This is a genomic window from Nocardioides sp. NPDC054178, from assembly GCF_055585005.1.
In genome coordinates this window covers 40,563-59,317 of sequence record NZ_JBVJKY010000012.1, presented here as the reverse complement: position 1 = coordinate 59,317, position 18,755 = coordinate 40,563, and the positions used below count along the sequence as shown (strand labels likewise).

General features: G+C 71.2%; 17 protein-coding genes. 1 reads left to right on the top strand and 16 read right to left on the bottom strand.

The annotated features are described in order from the left end of the window. Positions 1-10 precede the first annotated feature (10 nt). The 7 genes from ACZ6WN_RS29440 to ACZ6WN_RS29410 all read right to left on the bottom strand — a co-directional run bounded on the left by ACZ6WN_RS29440 (position 11) and on the right by ACZ6WN_RS29410 (position 8,818). Positions 11-1,732 carry a CTP synthase gene (locus ACZ6WN_RS29440; protein WP_465869836.1) on the bottom strand — a complete coding sequence of 574 codons (1,722 nt, stop codon included), beginning with the start codon at positions 1,730-1,732 and terminating at the stop codon, positions 11-13. A gap of 14 nt (positions 1,733-1,746) precedes the next feature. Then, entirely contained in the window at positions 1,747-3,678 is a 1,932-nt protein-coding gene (steA, locus tag ACZ6WN_RS29435) for a putative cytokinetic ring protein SteA (RefSeq protein WP_465869835.1), read from the bottom strand. A gap of 169 nt (positions 3,679-3,847) precedes the next feature. Beyond that, complete coding sequence (gene recN, locus ACZ6WN_RS29430) at positions 3,848-5,611, bottom strand: DNA repair protein RecN (RefSeq protein ID WP_465869833.1); 1,764 nt, start codon at positions 5,609-5,611, stop codon at positions 3,848-3,850. Continuing rightward, positions 5,604-6,599 (bottom strand): NAD kinase, encoded by a 996-nt coding sequence (locus tag ACZ6WN_RS29425; RefSeq protein ID WP_465869831.1) that lies wholly within the window; start codon positions 6,597-6,599, stop codon positions 5,604-5,606. Before ACZ6WN_RS29425 ends, recN begins: the two co-directional genes overlap by 8 nt. A 31-nt stretch (positions 6,600-6,630) precedes the next feature. Continuing rightward, positions 6,631-7,494, bottom strand: coding sequence for a TlyA family RNA methyltransferase (locus ACZ6WN_RS29420; protein ID WP_465869830.1), 864 nt, complete (start codon positions 7,492-7,494; stop codon positions 6,631-6,633). 11 nt (positions 7,495-7,505) lie between these two features. Continuing rightward, on the bottom strand, positions 7,506-7,772 hold the full coding sequence (locus tag ACZ6WN_RS29415; protein WP_465869829.1) for a hypothetical protein: 267 nt from the start codon (positions 7,770-7,772) through the stop codon (positions 7,506-7,508). Next, complete coding sequence (locus ACZ6WN_RS29410; protein WP_465869828.1) at positions 7,769-8,818, bottom strand: HAD-IIA family hydrolase; 1,050 nt, start codon at positions 8,816-8,818, stop codon at positions 7,769-7,771. Before ACZ6WN_RS29410 ends, ACZ6WN_RS29415 begins: the two co-directional genes overlap by 4 nt. A 64-nt stretch (positions 8,819-8,882) precedes the next feature. Here ACZ6WN_RS29410 and ACZ6WN_RS29405 point away from each other — a divergent pair, with 64 nt between their 5' ends. Further along, a complete protein-coding gene (locus tag ACZ6WN_RS29405) occupies positions 8,883-10,043 on the top strand; it encodes a DUF1015 family protein (protein WP_465869827.1) in 1,161 nt (386 codons plus the stop codon). Here ACZ6WN_RS29405 and ACZ6WN_RS29400 read toward each other — a convergent pair. The 9 genes from ACZ6WN_RS29400 to argC form a co-directional block, all read right to left on the bottom strand. Further along, positions 10,040-10,459, bottom strand: coding sequence for a single-stranded DNA-binding protein (locus ACZ6WN_RS29400; protein ID WP_465869826.1), 420 nt, complete (start codon positions 10,457-10,459; stop codon positions 10,040-10,042). The genes ACZ6WN_RS29405 and ACZ6WN_RS29400 overlap by 4 nt on opposite strands. A gap of 125 nt (positions 10,460-10,584) precedes the next feature. Further along, the gene (locus ACZ6WN_RS29395; protein ID WP_465869825.1) at positions 10,585-11,151 is read right to left on the bottom strand and encodes a DNA-3-methyladenine glycosylase; all 567 of its coding nucleotides are present in this window, start codon (positions 11,149-11,151) and stop codon (positions 10,585-10,587) included. Beyond that, positions 11,151-12,575 carry an argininosuccinate lyase gene (gene argH, locus ACZ6WN_RS29390; RefSeq protein WP_465869823.1) on the bottom strand — a complete coding sequence of 475 codons (1,425 nt, stop codon included), beginning with the start codon at positions 12,573-12,575 and terminating at the stop codon, positions 11,151-11,153. The genes ACZ6WN_RS29395 and argH overlap by 1 nt, the downstream gene beginning before the upstream one ends. Then, complete coding sequence (argG, locus tag ACZ6WN_RS29385) at positions 12,575-14,035, bottom strand: argininosuccinate synthase (RefSeq protein ID WP_465869821.1); 1,461 nt, start codon at positions 14,033-14,035, stop codon at positions 12,575-12,577. The genes argH and argG overlap by 1 nt, the downstream gene beginning before the upstream one ends. Positions 14,036-14,060: 25 nt before the next feature. After that, entirely contained in the window at positions 14,061-14,588 is a 528-nt protein-coding gene (locus ACZ6WN_RS29380) for an arginine repressor (protein WP_465869820.1), read from the bottom strand. Next, a complete protein-coding gene (argF, locus tag ACZ6WN_RS29375) occupies positions 14,585-15,508 on the bottom strand; it encodes an ornithine carbamoyltransferase (RefSeq protein ID WP_465869819.1) in 924 nt (307 codons plus the stop codon). The genes ACZ6WN_RS29380 and argF overlap by 4 nt, the downstream gene beginning before the upstream one ends. Continuing rightward, a complete protein-coding gene (locus ACZ6WN_RS29370; protein ID WP_465869817.1) occupies positions 15,505-16,695 on the bottom strand; it encodes an acetylornithine transaminase in 1,191 nt (396 codons plus the stop codon). The genes argF and ACZ6WN_RS29370 overlap by 4 nt, the downstream gene beginning before the upstream one ends. Continuing rightward, the gene (argB, locus tag ACZ6WN_RS29365; protein ID WP_465869816.1) at positions 16,692-17,633 is read right to left on the bottom strand and encodes an acetylglutamate kinase; all 942 of its coding nucleotides are present in this window, start codon (positions 17,631-17,633) and stop codon (positions 16,692-16,694) included. Before argB ends, ACZ6WN_RS29370 begins: the two co-directional genes overlap by 4 nt. Continuing rightward, positions 17,630-18,667, bottom strand: a complete 1,038-nt coding sequence (argC, locus tag ACZ6WN_RS29360; RefSeq protein ID WP_465869854.1) for an N-acetyl-gamma-glutamyl-phosphate reductase — start codon at positions 18,665-18,667, stop codon at positions 17,630-17,632. Before argC ends, argB begins: the two co-directional genes overlap by 4 nt. Positions 18,668-18,755 lie beyond the last annotated feature (88 nt).

Below are 18,755 nucleotides of genomic sequence, written 5' to 3'. Positions count from 1 at the left end.
AGTCGGCTGCTCAGGCCTCGGCGGGCTCGGGGAGCTCGACGTCGCTGATGTCGCTGACCTCGCGGCGCAAGTTGGTCTCGTCGATCGGGAACCGCTGCTCCTTCTGCCGGTCGAGGGCCGCCTTCACCAGCCCGGCGAAGAGCGGGTGCGGGCGGGTCGGCCGCGAGCGGAGCTCGGGGTGGGCCTGGGTGGAGACGTAGTAGGGGTGTACGTCGCGGGGCAGCTCGACGAACTCGACGAGCTGGTTGTCGGGCGAGAGGCCGGAGAAGACCAGGCCGGCATCCTCGAGCTGGTCGCGGTAGGAGTTGTTGACCTCGTAGCGGTGGCGGTGACGCTCCTCGATCGAGGTCTCGCCGTAGACCTCCGCCGCGATCGAGCCCTTCTTGAGCTCGGCCGGGTAGAGACCCAGGCGCATCGTGCCACCGAGGTCACCGGCACCCTCGACGTACGCCTTCTGCTCCTCCATCGTCGCGATGACAGGCTCGGGGGTCTCGGCGTCGAACTCGGTGGAGTCGGCCTTCTCCAGGCCGAGCACGTTGCGGGCGTACTCGATGACCATGCACTGCAGGCCCAGGCACAGGCCGAGCGTAGGGATCTGGTGGGTGCGGGTGTAGGTCAGCGCGCCGAGCTTGCCCTCCAGACCACGGATGCCGAAGCCGCCGGGGACGCAGACCGCGTCGACGTCGTGGAGGTTCTTCGCGGCGCCCTCGGGGGTCTCGCACTCATCCGAGGGGATCCAGCGGATGTTGACCTTGGCCTCGTTGGCGAAGCCGCCGGCGCGCAGCGCCTCGCCGACGCTCAGGTAGGCGTCGGGCAGGTCGATGTACTTGCCGACCAGACCGATGGTGAGCTCTTCCTTGGGGTGGTGGACCCGGCGGAGCAGGTCCTCCCACAGCGCCCAGTCGACGTCGCGGAAGGGCAGGTCGAGCTTGCGCACGACATAGGCGTCCAGACCCTCGCGGTGGAGCACCTTCGGGATGTCGTAGATGCTCGGCGCGTCGGCGGCGGTCACCACGGCGTCCTCGTCGACGTCGCACATGAGCGCGATCTTGCGCTTGATGCCCTCGGGCAGCTCGCGGTCGGCGCGGCACACGATGGCGTCGGGCTGGATGCCGATCTGGCGAAGCGCCATCACCGAGTGCTGGGTCGGCTTCGTCTTGAGCTCCTTGGAGGGGCCGATGTAGGGCACCAAGGAGACGTGCACGAAGAAGACGTTGTCGCGGCCCAGGCGCTGGCGCACCTGGCGGGCGGCCTCGAGGAACGGCAGCGACTCGATGTCACCGACCGTGCCGCCGATCTCGGTGATCACGACGTCGATCTCGGGGCCGTGCATGGCCAGGACCCGCTCGGAGATCTCGTCGGTGATGTGCGGGATCACCTGGACGGTCTCGCCGAGGTAGTCGCCGCGGCGCTCCTTGGCGATCACGTTGGAGTAGACCTGCCCGGTGGTCACGTTGGCGTGGCCGACCAGGTCGGTGTCGAGGAACCGCTCGTAGTGGCCGATGTCGAGATCGGTCTCGGCACCGTCGTTGGTCACGAAGACCTCACCGTGCTGGAACGGGTTCATGGTGCCGGGGTCCACGTTGAGGTACGGGTCCAGCTTCTGCATGGTCACGCTCAGCCCACGCGAACGGAGAAGACGGCCGAGGGACGATGCCGTCAGTCCCTTTCCCAATGAGGAGGCGACGCCCCCGGTGACAAAAATGTGCTTGGCCAAGCTCGCCGACTTCATGGGCCTCAATCCTATCAATGCTTCAGCAGGCCACCGAAACCTGACGCACCGAAATCGCCACCTTGTTGGCTGGTCTGTCGAGCCAGCGCGAGCGGAGCGGCGACCTGACCGGTGCTGGTCTCGATGCCGTCGACCGATGCGAACCAGCCCGGCCAGTCGTTGGCGCGGAGCGTCTCGAGGTCCTCGGAGCCCGTGGGTGCCGTCACGACCAGGCCTTTCGTGGTCGCGCCCAGACCCTCGACCAGGCCTTCGACCGCGGTCGTGTCCTCGCTGTCCTCACCCAGGACGACCAGGACGAGGCCGGCCGGTCCGGTCGGCCGTCCCTGGGCCTTGACGAGGTCACCGGTGAGCAACGCCACAGCAGCGGTCTTGGCGGGCTGGTCGAACGCCGACGGCGGCTTCGTGCCGGCGTAGGTCTCCCCGATCACCTGGCCCATCCGCTGATAGGTCGCCTGCTGCGCGTCGCCTCGGCCCAGCTGCTTGACCAGCTGGGTGGCCAGGCTGTCGACGTACTGCTTGCGGTCGGGGTCCAGCAGATTCGGTCGTACGTCGAGCACCCCCGTCGTCGCGCCGCCGGCCGTCTCGATCTTGCCGGTGAGCGCGGCGACGGTCTTCTGGTCCGCGCCGGGGAGGGTGACGACGGCGACCTTCTGGCCGGTGAGCGCGCCGGGCAGGAGCGCGTCGCCGGCCTCGGCGACGAACCGGGCCTCGGCGCTCTGCTGCGGGTCCGTGGCGCCCTTGGTCTCGCTCCGGCCGGAGGTGGGGCTGGCCGCGGCACCGTCACCGGCCCGGCTCATGATTCCGGTGCCGATCGCGGTGAGGTCGTGGTCGGCGGCCCAGATGCCGGCGGGTACACCGACCGCCAGCGCGGTCACCGCGGCCAGGAGCGGGAGGACGAGCCGACGGCTACGGGGCTCCCTGCGGCGCACGGCGGGGACCACGGAGGCGTCGATCAGCGTCGGGCCGAGGGCGAGCCGGGTCAGGTAGGTGCCGGCCAGGCCGGGGCGCTGGTCCTCGAGGAAGTCGGTCAGGGTGGTGCTCAGCCCGGCTCCGACCACCAGCGAGGGGTGCTGGGCGTAGGCGACCAGGAGCGCCGCGTCCTCGGGGGCGAGCGCCGACTCGAACCGTTTCGGCTGCACGCCGATCCGGTCGAGGAGCTCGGTGGCGTTCTCGCTCGCGGCGGCGCCGGGCGCGAGGACGACCTCGGCGGCGCTGGTGAGCACCTTCGGTTCGGGGTAGGTGTCGGTGTCGGGGCCCAGGACGATCACGGCGTGGCGTACCTGCTTCTTGGTCAGCCTCTTCGCCGCGGGGCCTACCGCGATGATGGCCGGGCGCTGCTCGCGCAGGAAGCCGGCGAGATCGCCGAGGTAGCGGTCCAGGTCGGGGTGGTCGGCGACGACCACGACAGGACGGCCGGCCAGCGGGGTGTCCAGCGGAGGTACGCCGTTGCCGTGCAGCAGCACCTCCTCCTCACGCTTGAGGAGCTCGCTGCTGTTGTGGGTGAAGAGGTCCAGGTGGGAGCTGAGGCCCCGCTTGGCGTCCTTGAGGTCCTTCTCGAGCGACTCCTGATCGAGCGCACGGCCCGAGGTCAGGAGCTGCTCGCCGTCGTAGATCTCGCCGTCGAGGATCCGCGCCTTCCGGCCGTCGACCAGCTTCTCCAGCCCCGCCTCGCCGATCTTGTCGATCAGCTCGATCCCCGCGTCGGCCAGCGTCTGCGGGCCCCGGTTCGGATAGCGACCCGAGACCATCGGCTGGGCGTTGACCACGGCGATCACGCCCTGGGCGGCGATCGCCAGCGCAGTGCTCCGGTCCAGGTCGACGTGGTCGATGACCGCGATGTCGCCCTCTTTGAGTCGCGGGATCAGCGCCCTGGTCGGCCGCCCCGAACGGAGCGTGCCGCGGATGCCCGGGAGCACGGAGGGAATCTGGCGAGTAGGCAGTCTCATGGCTCTCCAATCCTCCCCCGGCGCCACGGCGCGTCCCCGGATCTCCTATCCGGCGAGTCGGACGTCGTGGCGGCCGGATGCGGACGTTTGGCGGTCGAACCGGTCGTTACGGCGTGTGTCGTTCGCCACAACGACCGGTTCGGGCGGCAGAGCTGGGGTCTCGGCGCGGTCAGGCCTTGGCGGAGCGGGCCACCTCGAGGAGCTCGCGGGCGTGCGCGATGGCGGTGTCGGAGGCCGTCAGCCCGGCCAGCATGCGGGAGAGCTCGCGCTCGCGGGACTCATCGTCGAGGACGGTGAGTCCGGAGCTCGTGACCACGCCGTCGCTGGTCTTCTCGACGGCGACGTGGTGGTCGGCGAAGGCGGCGACCTGGGGCAGGTGGGTGACGACCAGGACCTGGGCGGTCCGGGCGAGGTGGGCGAGCCGGCGGCCGATCTCGACCGCGGCGGTGCCACCGACCCCGGCGTCGACCTCGTCGAAGACGAAGGTCGGGACCGGGCTGGTGGCCGCCAGGACCACCTCGATCGCCAGCATCACCCGGGAGAGCTCTCCACCGGAGGCCCCTTTGTGGAGCGGGCGGGGCTCCGAGCCGGTGTTCGCGGCCAGCAGCAGCTCGACCTCGTCGAGGCCGTTGGAGCCGTAGCGCAGCCAGCGCTGGGTCCGGCCCGAGCCGACCTTCAGCGGTGCGTGCGGCTCGTCCTCCGACGCGGGCGCGTCGGTCTCCTTCTGGCGTACGTCGACCACCAGTCGCGCGTGTGGCATGGCCAGTCCGGTGAGCTCGTCGCTGACCGCCTCGGCCAGGGCGCCGGCCGCGTCGGTGCGGGCGGCCGACAGCGCCAGGCCGGCATCGGCGAGGGCGGCCCGCAGACGCGTACGCTCCGCGCGGAGCTCCTCGATCCGGTCGTCGTCGGAGTCGAGCTCGAGCAGCCGTTTGACGCCGGTCTCGGCCCAGGCCAGCACCTCGTCGATGGTCTCGCCGTACTTCCTGGTCAGCGCGGTCAGGGCCGCGCGGCGCTCGGAGACCACCGAGAGCCGGGCCGGGTCGGTCTCGATCGCGGTCGCGTAGGAGGCGACGTCGGCGGCGAGGTCGGAGAGCAGGTAGGAGACCTCCGCGAGGCGGTCGGCCAGCCCGGCGGCCTCGGGGTCGTGCTCACGCACGCCGTCGAGGGCTTGGCGCGCGGCCGAGATGGCGCCCAGCGCGTCGGGGGCGTCGACCTCCGAGGAGAGCGCCTCACGAGCGTGCTCCGCGGCGGTGCGCAGCGTGTCGGCGTAGCCGAGCTTCTCCTCCTCCTGGGCCAGCGTGACGTCTTCGCCGGACTCCGGGGAGACCTCCTCGACCTCGCCCAGACCGAAGCGGAGCAGGTCGGCCTCCTGCGCCCGCTCACGGGCGTGGGTGGTGACCTCGTCGAGCTCGCGCTCGACCTTGTGGAGCTCGGCGTGGATGTCGCCGTAGGCGGCGATGAGCTTGGCGACCGCATCGCCGCCGAAGCGGTCCAGCGAGTCGCGCTGGGCACGCGGCTGCAGCAGTCGGTGCTGGTCGGACTGGCCGTGGACCGCGACCAGCGGCGAGGTCACCGAGCCGAGCGTCGCGACCGGGACGGTCGCTCCCCCGACGTAGGCCCTCGCGCGGCCTTCGGCGGCGACCGTGCGGGCCACCAGGACCCGACCCTCCTCGACCTCTCCCCCGGCCTCCTCGGTCGCCTCCACGACAGCGGGCAGCGAGCGGGCGTCGATGACACCCTCGACCCGGGCCGCCTTCTTGCCCTTGCGGACCGAGCCGGCGTCACCGCGACCGCCGAGCAGCAGCCCGAGAGCGGTCACGATCATGGTCTTGCCCGCGCCGGTCTCACCGGTCACCACGGTCAGCCCTGGTCCGAGCTCCAGGGTCGAGGACTCGATGATCCCGAGTCCGGAGATCCTGATCTCCTCAAGCATGCTCGCCTCCGTTCATCCTGAACGGACGCCGTTCCGCGGCGCCTCGCCATCCCTCCACAGACAGTCCGAACTTCCGCACCAGTCGATCCGTGAACGGCGCCTGGTGCAGGCGGACGAGTCTGACAGGCTCCACCCCCCGGGTGACCTCGATCCGGGCACCCGGGCCCAGGTCGTAGGAGCGCCGGCCGTCGCACCAGAGCACACCGACACCATCGGCGCGCGAGATGACCTCGACGGCCAGCACCGAGGTCGGCGCCACCACCATCGGCCGGGCGAAGAGGGCGTGGGCGCTGATCGGGGTCAGCAGCAGCGCCTCGACGCCCGGCCACACGACCGGGCCGCCGGCGGAGAAGTTGTAGGCCGTCGATCCGGTCGGGGTCGCACAGACGACGCCGTCGCAACCCCATCTCGACAGCGGCCGGCCGTCGATCTCGACGACGACCTCGAGCATCCGCTCGCGCGCGGCCTTCTCGACGCTGGCCTCGTTGACCGCGAACGTCCGGAAGACCTTCTCACCGTCCTCGAAGACGCTGACCTCCAGCGCGAGGCGGTCCTCGGAGGTGTAGCGACGCTGCACGATCGCCTCGATCGTCGACTCGACGTCGTCGTACTCCGCCTCGGCCAGGAACCCGACGTGTCCGAGGTTGACCCCGAGCACCGGGGTGCGGTGGGGCTGGACGATCTCGGCCGCACGCAGGATGGTGCCGTCACCACCGATGACCAGCGCCAGCTCGCAGCCGCGGCTGGCGTCGTGCTCGTCGGCGGCGAGCTCCAGCTTCGGCTCGTACGCCGCCGGGTCGATGCCCAGGTCGGCGGCCTCGCTGGCCAGCACCCGGACCACGATCCCGTGGACCGCCAGCGACTTGGCACAGGCGAGGGCGACCTCGCGGGCCTCCTCGCGCCCGGTGTGGATGAGCATGAGGACGCGGCGGACCTCGGCTGGGTCCACAGGCGCCGGGTCCACGGCGGAGGTATCGGCGTCGGTCACGTCGCCGCCTGGTTCACTCGCTGACACTCGCTCACGGATCAACCTTCTCAGACGGCACCGACACATCCCCGGCGGCGGGGCTCTCCAGGCCGCGCTGCTCGCGCACGGCCTCCTCGATCTCCGCCTCGGTGACGGTGGCCTCGCCGCGGCGCAGCCACAGGAAGAACTCGACGTTGCCCGACGGGCCCGGAAGCGGACTGGTGGTGACCGCGCGTGCGCCCCAGCCGCGGCTCGCGGCGGCAGCGGCGACGGCGTTGACGGCCTCGGCGCGCAGCGCGGGGTCGCGGACCACCCCACCCTTGCCGACCCGGTCCTTGCCGACCTCGAACTGGGGCTTGACCATCAGCGCCAGGTCGCCGTCGGGGCTGGTGACCCGGATCAGCGCGTCCAGGACGAGCTCGAGGGAGATGAAGGAGAGATCGCCGACCACGACGTCGACGGGTTCGCCGACGATGTCGAGGGAGAGGTCCCGGATGTTGGTGCGGTCGTGGACGATCACCCGCTCGTCCTGCTGCAGCCGCCAGGCGAGCTGGCCGTAGCCGACGTCGACGGCCACGACCTCTCGGGCCTCGTTGCGCAGCAGTACGTCGGTGAACCCGCCCGTCGACGCGCCGGCGTCGAGGCAGCGGCGGCCCTTGACCGAGAGTCCCAGCGGCTCGAACGCCGCGAGTGCTCCGGCGAGCTTGTGACCGCCGCGGGAGACGAAGTCGGGACGGTCGGGGTCCTCGGTGACCACGATCGCGACATCGGTGGTGACGCCCGTGGCCGGCTTGGTGGCTCGGTTTCCCGAGACCGTGACCCGCCCGGCGGCGATCAGCTCGCTGGCGTGCTCGCGGGACCGGGCCAGCTTGCGCCGGACCAGCTCGGCGTCGAGGCGCAGGCGACGAGGAGGCATCGGCTCGCCTCTCAGGGCTGGTCGGTCGGCCGGGGCTCGCCGGGCGCCGCGGCGACCCGGGCCATCGCGTCGTGGGCTCCGGCGTCGGGGTCCAGGGCGCGACGCAGCTCGGTGTGAGCGGCCTCGAAGACGCCGACGTGCTCGGCCAGCCGCAGCTCGTCGAGCCGGTCCAGCGTCTCGAGCACCGCATCGACGCGGGCGACACCGGTGTGCGGCGCCGTCTCGGCGCTGCCCAGCCCGGCCGGAGCCGGAGTCTCGTCGAAATGCTGCTCGCTCATGAGGGCGAGACTACCGTCCCCTCGCCGCCATCCGGGCCAGGCGGCACGGCCTGGGTGCCGATCGTGGCCACCGATCCGGTGGCGTCCAGGTGCGCCCAGGCGCCCGCCGCGGCCACCCGCCACCAGTCGTCGGTGCTCCCGTCGCCGGTGACGCGGAGTTCACCGTCGCGTACCTCTGCGGTCCAGCCGCCGAGCCGCGCGGTGGTGCCCTCGGTCTGCGGCGCCGGGTGAGCCTCCAGCAGCCCGCCCAGGTCGGTGGAGATGTAGGACGGTCGCCGCTGCGGCTCGGCCGCGACCAGGTCCTCGAGCCCGGTCACCCCGGTGAGCACCAGCAGCGTGTCGATGCCGGCGTTGCGGCCGCCCTCGATGTCGGTGTCGAGCCGGTCGCCGACCATCAGCGGGTGATCGGCGTCGGTGCGCCGGATCGTCTCCTCCAGCAGCGGTCGCGACGGCTTGCCCGCCACGACCGGCTCGACGCCCGAGAACCGGCGCAGGGTGTCGACCAGGACGCCGTGCCCCGGCGCGATCCCGTAGGCCGCCGGGAAGGTCATGTCGGTGTTGCTGGCGACCCAGAAGAGCCCGTCCTTGATCCGCACCGCCGCACGGAGGATGTCCTTCCACAGCAGCTCGGGGTTGTAGCCGGTGACGATCGCCTCGGCGTCCTCGTCGACGGCCACCGGCACCAGTCCGGCCGCCTCGAGCGGCTCGCGCAGGCCGGCGGCACCCAGGTTGACGACCTTCGCGCCCGGGGCGAGCCGCTCGGCGAGGACATGCGCGGCGGCCTGCGCCGAGGTGACCACGTCCTCGGCGTTCGCCTCGATCCCCAGGTTGCGGATGTTCTCGGCGACCTTGGCCGGAGTCCGGGCGGCGTTGTTGGTGATGAACGCCAGCCTGAGGCCGGCTTCGCGTGCGGCGGCGAGCGACTCGGGGGCGCGTCGGACCGCCGTGCCGCCGATGTAGACCACACCGTCGAGGTCGAGCATCGCCACGTCATGGGCGGCGGCGAGCGGCTGGGTTGAGCCCTTCAACTGATGGCCGGTCAGCACACGAAGTTCCTTCTCTGGGTCGGGGGTTCGGCGAATGGCACCAGTGTGACCCTACGATGTGCGGATGGACGATACGGGTGTGGTCAGGGCGCCGTACCTCGGGCGTCCGCTGCGCCTGGAGCCATTTCGAGCGCTCTCGTTGGCGCCGTCACGGATCGGGGACCCCACCTCCGCGCGGCTCTACTCCCGCCCCTATCGCGGCGTCGCCTCCCGAATCAGCTCGTGGCTGGCGCGCGGCGATCTGCGTGAGCACCAGGACCTCGCGCTCTACCTGCACGAGTACACCGCTGCCGGGATCACCGTGCGTGGCGTCGTCGGGATCCTCGACGTCTCGCACCGCACCGACGACCCGGCTGGTGCCGCGGTCATCCCGCACGAGGGCGTACGCACCGCCCAGGCCGAGCAGCTCGCCTCCCGGATGCGGCAGATGCGGGTGCACCCCGCTCCGATCCTGCTCACCTACCACGCACCCGACGGGGTCGCGGCCCTGCTCGACCGGGTGCAGAGCAGCACTCCCGAGGAGCAGTACGACGACCATGGCGGCCAGCACCACCGCGTCTGGGCGATCACCGACGAGGCCCTCATCGGACAGCTGCGCACGGCCTGGGCGACCCAGCAGGCGCTGATCGCCGACGGGCACCACCGCTATGCGGCCTACGCCGAGCTCCAGGGTCTCGCCGAGCCAGGTGACGGCGCCGCGACCGACTTCGGACTCGCGATGCTCATCGACCAGGACGACACTCCGCTCCAGCTCGGCGCGATCCACCGGGTGCTGGCCGGGGTGAACCTGCGCGACCTACGGGCCGCGGCCGAGTCCGTCGGCGCCGAGTGGACCGCGGGTGGCCGCGACGCCTCCCTGAGCCGGCTCGGCCCCGGTGTCATCGTGCTCAGCGACGGCCGGGGCTGGGCCACGCTCGATGTCGACAGCGCGAACAGCCCGATCACCGGCGATGTCGGCTATCTGCACGACCGCGTCCTTCCGGAGCTGCGCCGGCAGCCCTCGCGGGTGCTGCACGCCCACCAGGTCGACGCCGCGCTGAAGCGGGCCCGCCCGGGCCGCGACGTCGCGGTGCTGCTGGCCGCGCCGACCTTCGACACCATCCTCTCCTCCGCCTCGATCGGCGAGCTGCTCCCGGAGAAGGCGACCTCCTTCCAGCCCAAGCCGCACCCGGGTGTGCTCATCCGCCTCCTGGACTCGGCGCGGCTGGAGAAGTCGCGGCACTAGCTGGCCTGCCTGGCCGCGGCGGCCGCTCTGCTCACCCGTCGGGCCGAGGACACCTCCACCTCGGTCATCGACTGCAGCCGGCCACCGGTCTTGAAGAACCTGCGACGCAGGGAGCCGTTGACCTCGATGACGTCTCCGACCTGCCAGGTGCTCGCCGCTCGGCGAACCCGGGCGACCCAGGTGTGACACTCGAGCGCGTCGATCTGCACCCGGCTCCCCCGGCGCTTGTCGCGCGGCCTGTTCACGACCACCCGGAACGCGGTCAGCTGATCTCCGCTCGGCAGCTCCTTCTCCTCTGCGGCCAGCGAGAGCCGACCGATCAACCTCACCTCGTTGACCGTCGCCAGCCCACCGGCCGGCTCCATCCGCTCGCCATCGTCCGGTGATGGCTCCTTCTCTACCCTTGCGACCGTCATCGCGATCACCTCCGACCATCATCCTGATCGGGGGCACCGACAGTTCCGCCCGGGCCGACCCTGCCTGTGGAGAACCGCGGTCCGAACCGTGCCTGTGGACGGTCATCGGCCCGTCCGGACAGCTCTCAGCGGGCTTTCGCCGGGCGGTAGGGCGAGACCGTCGGGTCACCGGCGACCCAGAACCGCCAGGGCCGGTCCGGCGCGAGCCGCAGCCCGACCCGCGGCCCAGTGGCCACCTCGATCCCCGCCCACGTCTGCGCCGGCGCCAGGTGCAGATCGAAGTCGCTGGTCCCGTTCATGGCGAGGTCGATCCCGAGCGCCGAGGCGAGCCGTGCGGGTCCGCGGGCGAGATCGACGTCGCGTACCGGTCCGCGTCGCTCGCGGGCGATCTCGATCCCCTCGACGATCTCGCCGGCGCGCAGCAGGATCCCTCCGGGCTCGCCGTCGGGGTGGCACACGAGGTTTGCGCAGTAGTGCATCCCATAGGTGAAGTAGACGTAGAGCCGCCCCGGCGGTCCGAACATCACCCGGTTGCGGTTCGTCTCGCCCCGGAAGGCGTGCGAGCCGGGGTCGTCGGCCGCGTACGCCTCGACCTCGGTGAGCCGCACCATGACCCCGTCGAGGGACAGGGTCGCCCCGAGGAGCCGCGGAGCGGTCACCTCGGGGCGCTGGTTGAGCAGGCTCGCGAGCACTAGGACGGACGGAACCCGGCCGCCTTGGCCCGGAGCTCGGCCAGCTGCTCGACGACCCGGTCGGGAGCCGTGCCGCCACGGCCGTCGCGCGAGGCGACCGAGCCCTCGATGGTCAGCACCAGGCGTACGTCAGGGGTGAGCGCCGGCGAGATCGTGGCGAACTCCTCGTCGGTGAGCGCGTCCAGCTCGACACCGCGCTTCTCCGCCGCCTGCACGCAGGCGCCAGCGAGCTCGTGGGCGATCCGGAAGGGGGTGCCCTGCCGGACCAGCCACTCGGCGATGTCGGTGGCCAGCGAGAAGCCCTGCGGGGCGAGCTCGGCCATCCGGTCGGTGTTGTAGACCAGCGTCGCGACCTGGCCGGTGAAGGCCGGAAGCAGCACCTCGAGGGTGTCCAGGGAGTCGAAGACCGGCTCCTTGTCCTCCTGCAGGTCACGGTTGTAGGCCAGCGGCAGCGCCTTCAGGGTGGTCAGCAGCCCGGTCAGGTTGCCGACCAGCCGCCCGGCCTTGCCGCGGGCGAGCTCGGAGATGTCGGGGTTCTTCTTCTGCGGCATGATGCTCGAGCCCGTCGACCAGGAGTCGTGCAGCGTGACGAAGTCGAACTCCTTGGTCGCCCACAGGATGATCTCCTCGGCGATCCGGCTGATGTCGACCCCGATCTGGGCGCACACGTAGGCAAACTCGGCGACGAAGTCCCGCGAGGCGGTCCCGTCGATCGAGTTGGCGCTGGACCCTGTGAAGCCGAGCTCGGAGGCCACCAGCTCGGGGTCGAGCCCGAGCGACTGACCCGCGAGCGCACCGGAACCGTACGGCGAGTCGCACACGACCCGCGCCCGCCAGTCGTTGAGCCGGTCGACGTCGCGCAGCAGCGACCAGGCGTGGGCCATCAGATGGTGGGAGAGCAGCACCGGCTGGGCGTGCTGGAGATGCGTACGTCCGGGCATGATCGCGCCCATGTTCTCGTCCGCCTGGGTGGCGAGCGCGTCGATCAGGTCGAGCACGAGGCCACGCAGCACCCGCTCATGGTCGAGCAGGTAGCTGCGGAACAGGGTCGCGATCTGGTCGTTGCGCGAGCGCCCGGCGCGCAGCTTGCCGCCGACGTCGGGACCGATCTCCTCGATGAGCAGCCGCTCCAGCGCCCCGTGTACGTCCTCGTCGGAAGCAGCCGGAAGCAGCCGTCCGGCGGTGAACCGGTCGGCGAGGACGTCGAGACCCCGGTGGATCTCGTTCTCCTCGTCACCGGTGAGCAGCCCGGCCGCCCCCAGCGCCTTGGCATGAGCGTGCGACCCGGCGATGTCGTAGAGCGCCAGCCGCCAGTCGAACTGCGTCGAGCGCGAGAGCGCCTCGAGCTCGGGCGAGGGGCCACCGGCGAACCGGCCGCCCCAGAGCTTGCCCTCGTTGGTGGTGTTGGCAGGTGTGTTCGACATCAGTCGTTGCCCGCCTCCAGCGCGGCCTCGTCCAGGATCGTGTCGTCCAGGACGGACGCCTCGACGGGGAGGACGGTCGGGAGCGGCTTGCCGTCGGTGGCGGCGATGCGGTCGAAGCCACCGGCGGGGAGCTCGCCGAAGAGGGTGCCGTGCTCGACGAGGACCGTGCCCTGGTCCAAGGGATGCCCGGCGTAGATCTCCAGCTTGGAGCGCGAGTCGGCGATGTCGAGGTTGCGCATGGTGAGCTGACCGATGCGGTCGACGGGGCCGAAGGCGGCGTTCTCGACGCGCTCCATGGAGAGCTTCTCGGGGTGGTAGGAGAAGTGCGAGCCCTCGGTGTTGAGGATCGTGTAGTCCTCGCCGCGGCGCAGCCGCAGGGTGACCGTGCCGGACACGAGCGAGGCGATCCAGCGCTGGATCGACTCGCGCAGCATCAGCGCCTGCGGGTCGAGCCAGCGGCCCTCGTAGAGCAGCCGGCCGAGCTTGCGGCCCTCGTTGTAGTAGTTGGACATGGTGTCCTCGTTGTGCACCGCGTTGAGCAGCCGCTCGTAGGCCGCCCACAGCAGCGCCATGCCCGGCGCCTCGTAGATGCCGCGGGACTTGGCCTCGATGATCCGGTTCTCGATCTGGTCCGACATGCCCAGGCCGTGGCGGCCGCCGATCGCGTTGGCCTCGTAGACCAGCTCGACGGCTGAGGAGAACGACTTGCCGTTGATCGCCACCGGCCGACCCTCGACGAACGAGATCGAGACGTCCTCGGTCTCGATGGCGACCGAGGGGTCCCAGAACTTCACGCCCATGATCGGCTCGACGGTCTCCAGGGAGACGTCGAGGTGCTCGAGGGTCTTGGCCTCGTGGGTGGCGCCCCAGATGTTGGCGTCGGTGGAGTAGGCCTTCTCGGTCGAGTCGCGGTAGGGCAGGTCGTGGGCGACCAGCCACTCCGACATCTCGTGGCGCCCACCGAGCTCGTGGACGAAGTCGGCGTCGAGCCACGGCTTGTAGATGCGTAGCTCGGGGTTGGCCATCAGGCCGTAGCGGTAGAACCGCTCGATGTCGTTGCCCTTGAAGGTCGAGCCGTCGCCCCAGATGTTGACGTCGTCGGCCTGCATGGCGCGCACCAGCATGGTGCCGGTCACGGCCCGGCCCAGAGGAGTGGTGTTGAAGTAGGCACGGCCACCGGAGCGGATGTGGAAGGCGCCGCAGGCGAGCGCGGCCAGACCCTCCTCGACGAGCTGCGGCTTGATGTCGATGGCGCGGGCGATCTCGGCGCCATAGGCCATCGCACGGTCCGGCACACCGGAGATGTCGGGCTCGTCGTACTGCCCGATGTCGGCGGTGTAGGTGCACGGCACCGCACCCTTGTCGCGCATCCAGGCGACCGCCACGGAGGTGTCGAGACCTCCGGAGAAGGCGATGCCGACGCGCTCACCCTTGGGAAGGGAGGTCAGGACCTTGCTCACGAGTTGTTGCTCCTTGCTCTGAAACTTACGGAATGTCTGTGGTCTTGCCGGCGAGGCTGAGGAAGCGGTTGACGAGCGCCGCTCCACCCTTGGGCTCGCGGCCGATGACGAGCACGGTGTCGTCGCCGGCGATGGTGCCGAGGATGTCGGGGTACTCGGCGCGGTCGATCGCGGAGGCGAAGTACTGGGCACCCCCTGCAGGAGTGCGCAGCACCACCAGGTTCCCACTCCCGTCGGCGCTCACCAACAGCTCGCGGGCGAGCCGGCTGAGCTTGCTGCGTCCGCTCGCCGACTCCCCCGGGGCCACCGCCGTGCGGTCACCGCCCTCGCCGGGAACCGCGTAGACGAGCGCCCCTGACGGGGCCCGCACCTTCACGGCGTCGAGCTCGTCCAGATCGCGCGACAACGTCGCCTGGGTGACGTTGACCCCGTGGGCGAACAGGGCCTCGGAGAGCTCGGTCTGGGACCGGATCTCCTTGCTCCAGATGATGTCGACGATCAGCGACTGCCGCGCACCCTTGGTCGCGGGTCGGTGGGTCTCGTTCGTCGTCATCGTCGCTCCCACAAGAAGGCCAGGATCGCCTTCTGAGCGTGGCGGCGGTTCTCGGCCTCGTCCCACACCAGGCTCCGCGGGCCGTCGAGCACCTCGGCCTCGATCTCCTTGCCGCGGTAGGCGGGCAGGCAGTGCAGCACCACCGCATCGGCATCGGCGTGGCCGAGCAGGTCGGTGGTGAGTGCGTAGGGCGAGAACACCGCGACCCGCGCGGCCGCCTCGCTCTCCTTGCCCATCGAGACCCAGGTGTCGGTGATGAGTACGTCGGCCCCGGCCGCCGCGGCGACCGGGTCGGAGGTCACCGTGACCGAGCCGCCGGTCTCCTGAGCGATCTCCTTCGCCCTGACCAGCACCTCCGCGTCGGGTGCATAGCCATCCGGCGCGCCGAACCGGACGTGCATCCCGGCGATCGCTCCGGCCAGCGCCCAGGAGTTGCCCATGTTGCAGGCGGCGTCGCCGAGGAAGGCCGTGGTGAGGCCCGCCAGCGACCCCTTGTGCTCGCGCAGCGTCTGCAGGTCGGCGAGCAGCTGGCAGGGGTGGAACTCGTCGGTGAGCGCGTTGACGACCGGGACCCCGGAGTGGGCAGCCATCTCCTCGAGGTCGGTCTGCGCGAACGTACGCCACACGATCTCGCCCGCCTGCCGGCCGAGCACCCGGGCGACGTCGGCGACGGACTCCCGCTCGCCGATCCCGGCCAGGCGGCCGTCGACGAGCATCGAGTGTCCGCCGAGCTCGGCGATCCCGGAGGAGAACGACGCCTGCGTACGCAGCGTCGGCTTGTCGTAGATGGTGGCCACGGTCACCGGGCCGGCGAGCGGCTTGGCGGCGTAGGGATCCTGCTTCATCGCTGCCGCCAGCGCCAGCACCTCGGCCTGCTCGGCCGGGGTGAGGTCGTCGTCGCGGAGGAAGTGTCTGGTCACTGGGATCCCTCCGCTGCGTCGAGGATCGCCGGCCATGCGGCGAGGAGCGCCTCGGCGTCGTCGTCGGTGAGCACCAGCGGCGGCACGATCCGGATCCGCTCGGGCGTGGCGTTGTTGAGGATGAAGCCCGCCTCGAGAGCGGCCGCGGCGACGGCGCCCGAGTCGAGACCGGCGAGCACCACGCCGATGAAGAGACCCTCGCCGTCGACGCGCTCGACCCGCGGGTCGGCGGCGAGACCGTCGCGCAGCTTCTGCCCGAGCACGGTGACGTGCTCGAGGAGCCCGTCGGCCTCGATGGTGTCGATCACCGCGAGCCCTGCTGCGCAGGCGACCGGGTTGCCGCCGAAGGTGGTGCCGTGGTTGCCGGGCTCGAAGAGCGTCGCGGCCCGGCCCAGACCGATGCAGGCACCGATCGGGAACCCGCCACCGAGGCCCTTGGCGAGGGTGACGATGTCGGCGGTGACGCCGGAGGTCTCGTGGGCGAACCAGCGGCCGGTGCGGCCCACGCCGGACTGCACCTCGTCGAGCCACAGCAGCGCACCGTGCTCGTCGGCCACGGCGCGCGCGGCCGCCAGGTAGTCGGCGGGCGGCACGACGACGCCGGCCTCACCCTGGATCGGCTCGAGGATGATCGCCGCGGTCTCGTCGGTCACGGCGGCCGCCAACGCCGAGGCGTCGCCGTAGGGGACGAAGGTGACCTCGCCCGGCAGCGGCTCGAACGGCGCCCGGTAGGCCTCCTTGGCGGTCAGCGCCAGAGCCCCCATCGAACGGCCGTGGAAAGCGCCCTGAGCAGCCACGATGTGCGTACGTCCGGTGCGCCGGGTCAGCTTGAAGCCGGCCTCGTTGGCCTCGGTGCCGGAGTTGGTGAAGAAGACCCGTCCGGTCTCGCCGCCGGGAACCCGGGCGAGCAGCGCCTCGGCCAGCTCGACCTGCGGGTGGGAAGTGAAGAAGTTGGAGACGTGGCCGAGGGACTCCATCTGGGAGGTCACCGCGGAGACCAGCGCCGGGTGGGCGTGGCCGAGCGCGTTGACCGCGATGCCGGCCAGCAGGTCGACGTACTCCTTGCCGTCCTCGTCCCACACGTGGGCGCCCTGGCCCCGGGTGAGGACCAGCTTGGGAGCGCCGAAGGTGTTCATCAGCGCGCCGGCGTAGCGCTCGCCGTACGAATTCGACGCCGTGGTGGTCATTTGTCGAGCTCCCTTGCCTTGCGGGTCTTCGTGGTGACGCCCGGGAGCACCTGGGTGCCGACTCCCTCGGCGGTGAACAGCTCCAGCAGCACGGCGTGCTGCTCGCGGCCGTCGACGACGGTGGCGCGCTTGACGCCGCCCTTGACCGCCTCGAGGCAGGCGCTCATCTTCGGGATCATCCCGCTGGCCAGGTCGGGGAGGATGCTCTCCAGCGCCTCGGGGCTGATCTCGCCGATGACCTCCTCGGGGTCCGGCCAGTCGAGGTAGAGGCCCTCGACGTCGGTCAGGACCAACAGCTTCTCCGCGGCCAGGGCGACCGCCAGGGCCGAGGCGGCGCGGTCGGCGTTGACGTTGTAGATCACGCCGTCGGTGTCCGGGGCCACGCTCGAGACGACCGGGATCCGGCCGGCCTCGATGATGTCGAGGACCGATGCGGGACGTACGTCGACGACCTCGCCGACCTGGCCGAGGTCGACCTCCTCACCGTCGACGACGGTGCTGGCCGGCTCGGCGGTGAAGAGCCCGGCGTCCTCGCCGGAGAGCCCCACGGCCAGCGGGCCGTGCTCGTTGATCAGCCCGACCAGCTCACGCTGGACCTGGCCGACCAGGACCATCCGGACGACGTCCATCGCCTCCGGCGTGGTCACCCGCAGCCCGCCGCGGAACTCCGACTCGATGCCGAGCCGGTCCAGCATGCTGGAGATCTGCGGGCCGCCGCCGTGCACGACGACCGGCTTGAAGCCGGCGAACCGCATGAAGGCGATGTCCTCGGCGAAGGCACGCTTGAGCTTGTCGTCGGTCATGGCGTTGCCGCCGTACTTCACCACCACGATCTTGCCGTGGTACTCCTTCAGCCACGGCAGGGCGCCGGCGAGCGTACGGGCCTTCGCGGGGTCGGGCCGACCAGGCTCGTGGGCCACGGTCTCCAGATCGATCACGGGGCCACTCCCACCGTGCTCAGGCCGGTGGCCTCGGAGAGACCGAGCGCGAGGTTCATGCACTGGATCGCTCCCCCGGCGGTGCCCTTGGCGAGGTTGTCCACGGCGCCGACGACGACCAGCCGCCCGGCGGCCTCGTCGACGGCCACCTGCAGGTGGACCGCGTTGGAGCCGAGCACGGCCTGGGTCTGCGGCCACTGGCCCTCGGGGAGCAGGTGGACGAAGGGCTCCTCGCCGTACGCCTTCTCGTAGACGGCACGCGCATCTGCGGCGCTCACGCCGTCGGCGAGCTTGGCCGAGCAGGTCGCCAGGATGCCGCGCGGCATCGGCACCAGCACCGGGGTGAACGAGACCGACACCTCGCCGTCGACGAGCGCGGAGAGGTTCTGCACGATCTCGGGGGTGTGCCGGTGGACGCCGCCGACGCCGTAGGCGCTGACGTTGCCCATCACCTCGGCACCGATCAGGTGCGGCTTGGACGACTTCCCCGCGCCGCTGGTGCCGGTGGCGGCGACCACGACGACCTCGGGCTCGACGATGCCGGCCTCGACCGCCGGGGCCAGGGCCAGGGTGGAGACGGTCGGGAAGCAGCCCGGCACCGCGATCCGGGAGGCCGAGGTGAGCGCTGCCCGCTGCCCGGGAAGCTCCGGGAGACCGTAGGGCCAGGTGCCGGCGTGGTCGGTGCCGTAGAACGTCGTCCACGCCTCGGCGTCGGCGAGCCGGTAGTCGGCACCGCAGTCGATCACGACCACGTCGTCGGGAAGACCGGCCGCGATCGGCCCCGACTCCCCGTGCGGCAGCGCCAGGAAGACCACGTCGTGACCGGCCAGGGTCTCGGCGGTGGTGGGCTCCAGCACTCGGTCGGCGAGCGGGATCAGGTGGGGCTGGAGGCTCCCCAGGGTCTTGCCCGCGCTGGAGGCGGCGGTCAGGGCGCCGATCTCCACCTCGGGGTGGGCCAGCAGCAGCCTGAGCAGCTCACCTCCGGCATATCCACTGGCACCGGCGACGGCGACGCGCTTCTTCGTCATGTGCATGAACATACGTCACCCTGCATGTATCTCGCAAAGCGTGTTCGACCGCTGAGACGGCCCGTGGAGAAACCCGGAGGAAATCTGTCCGCAC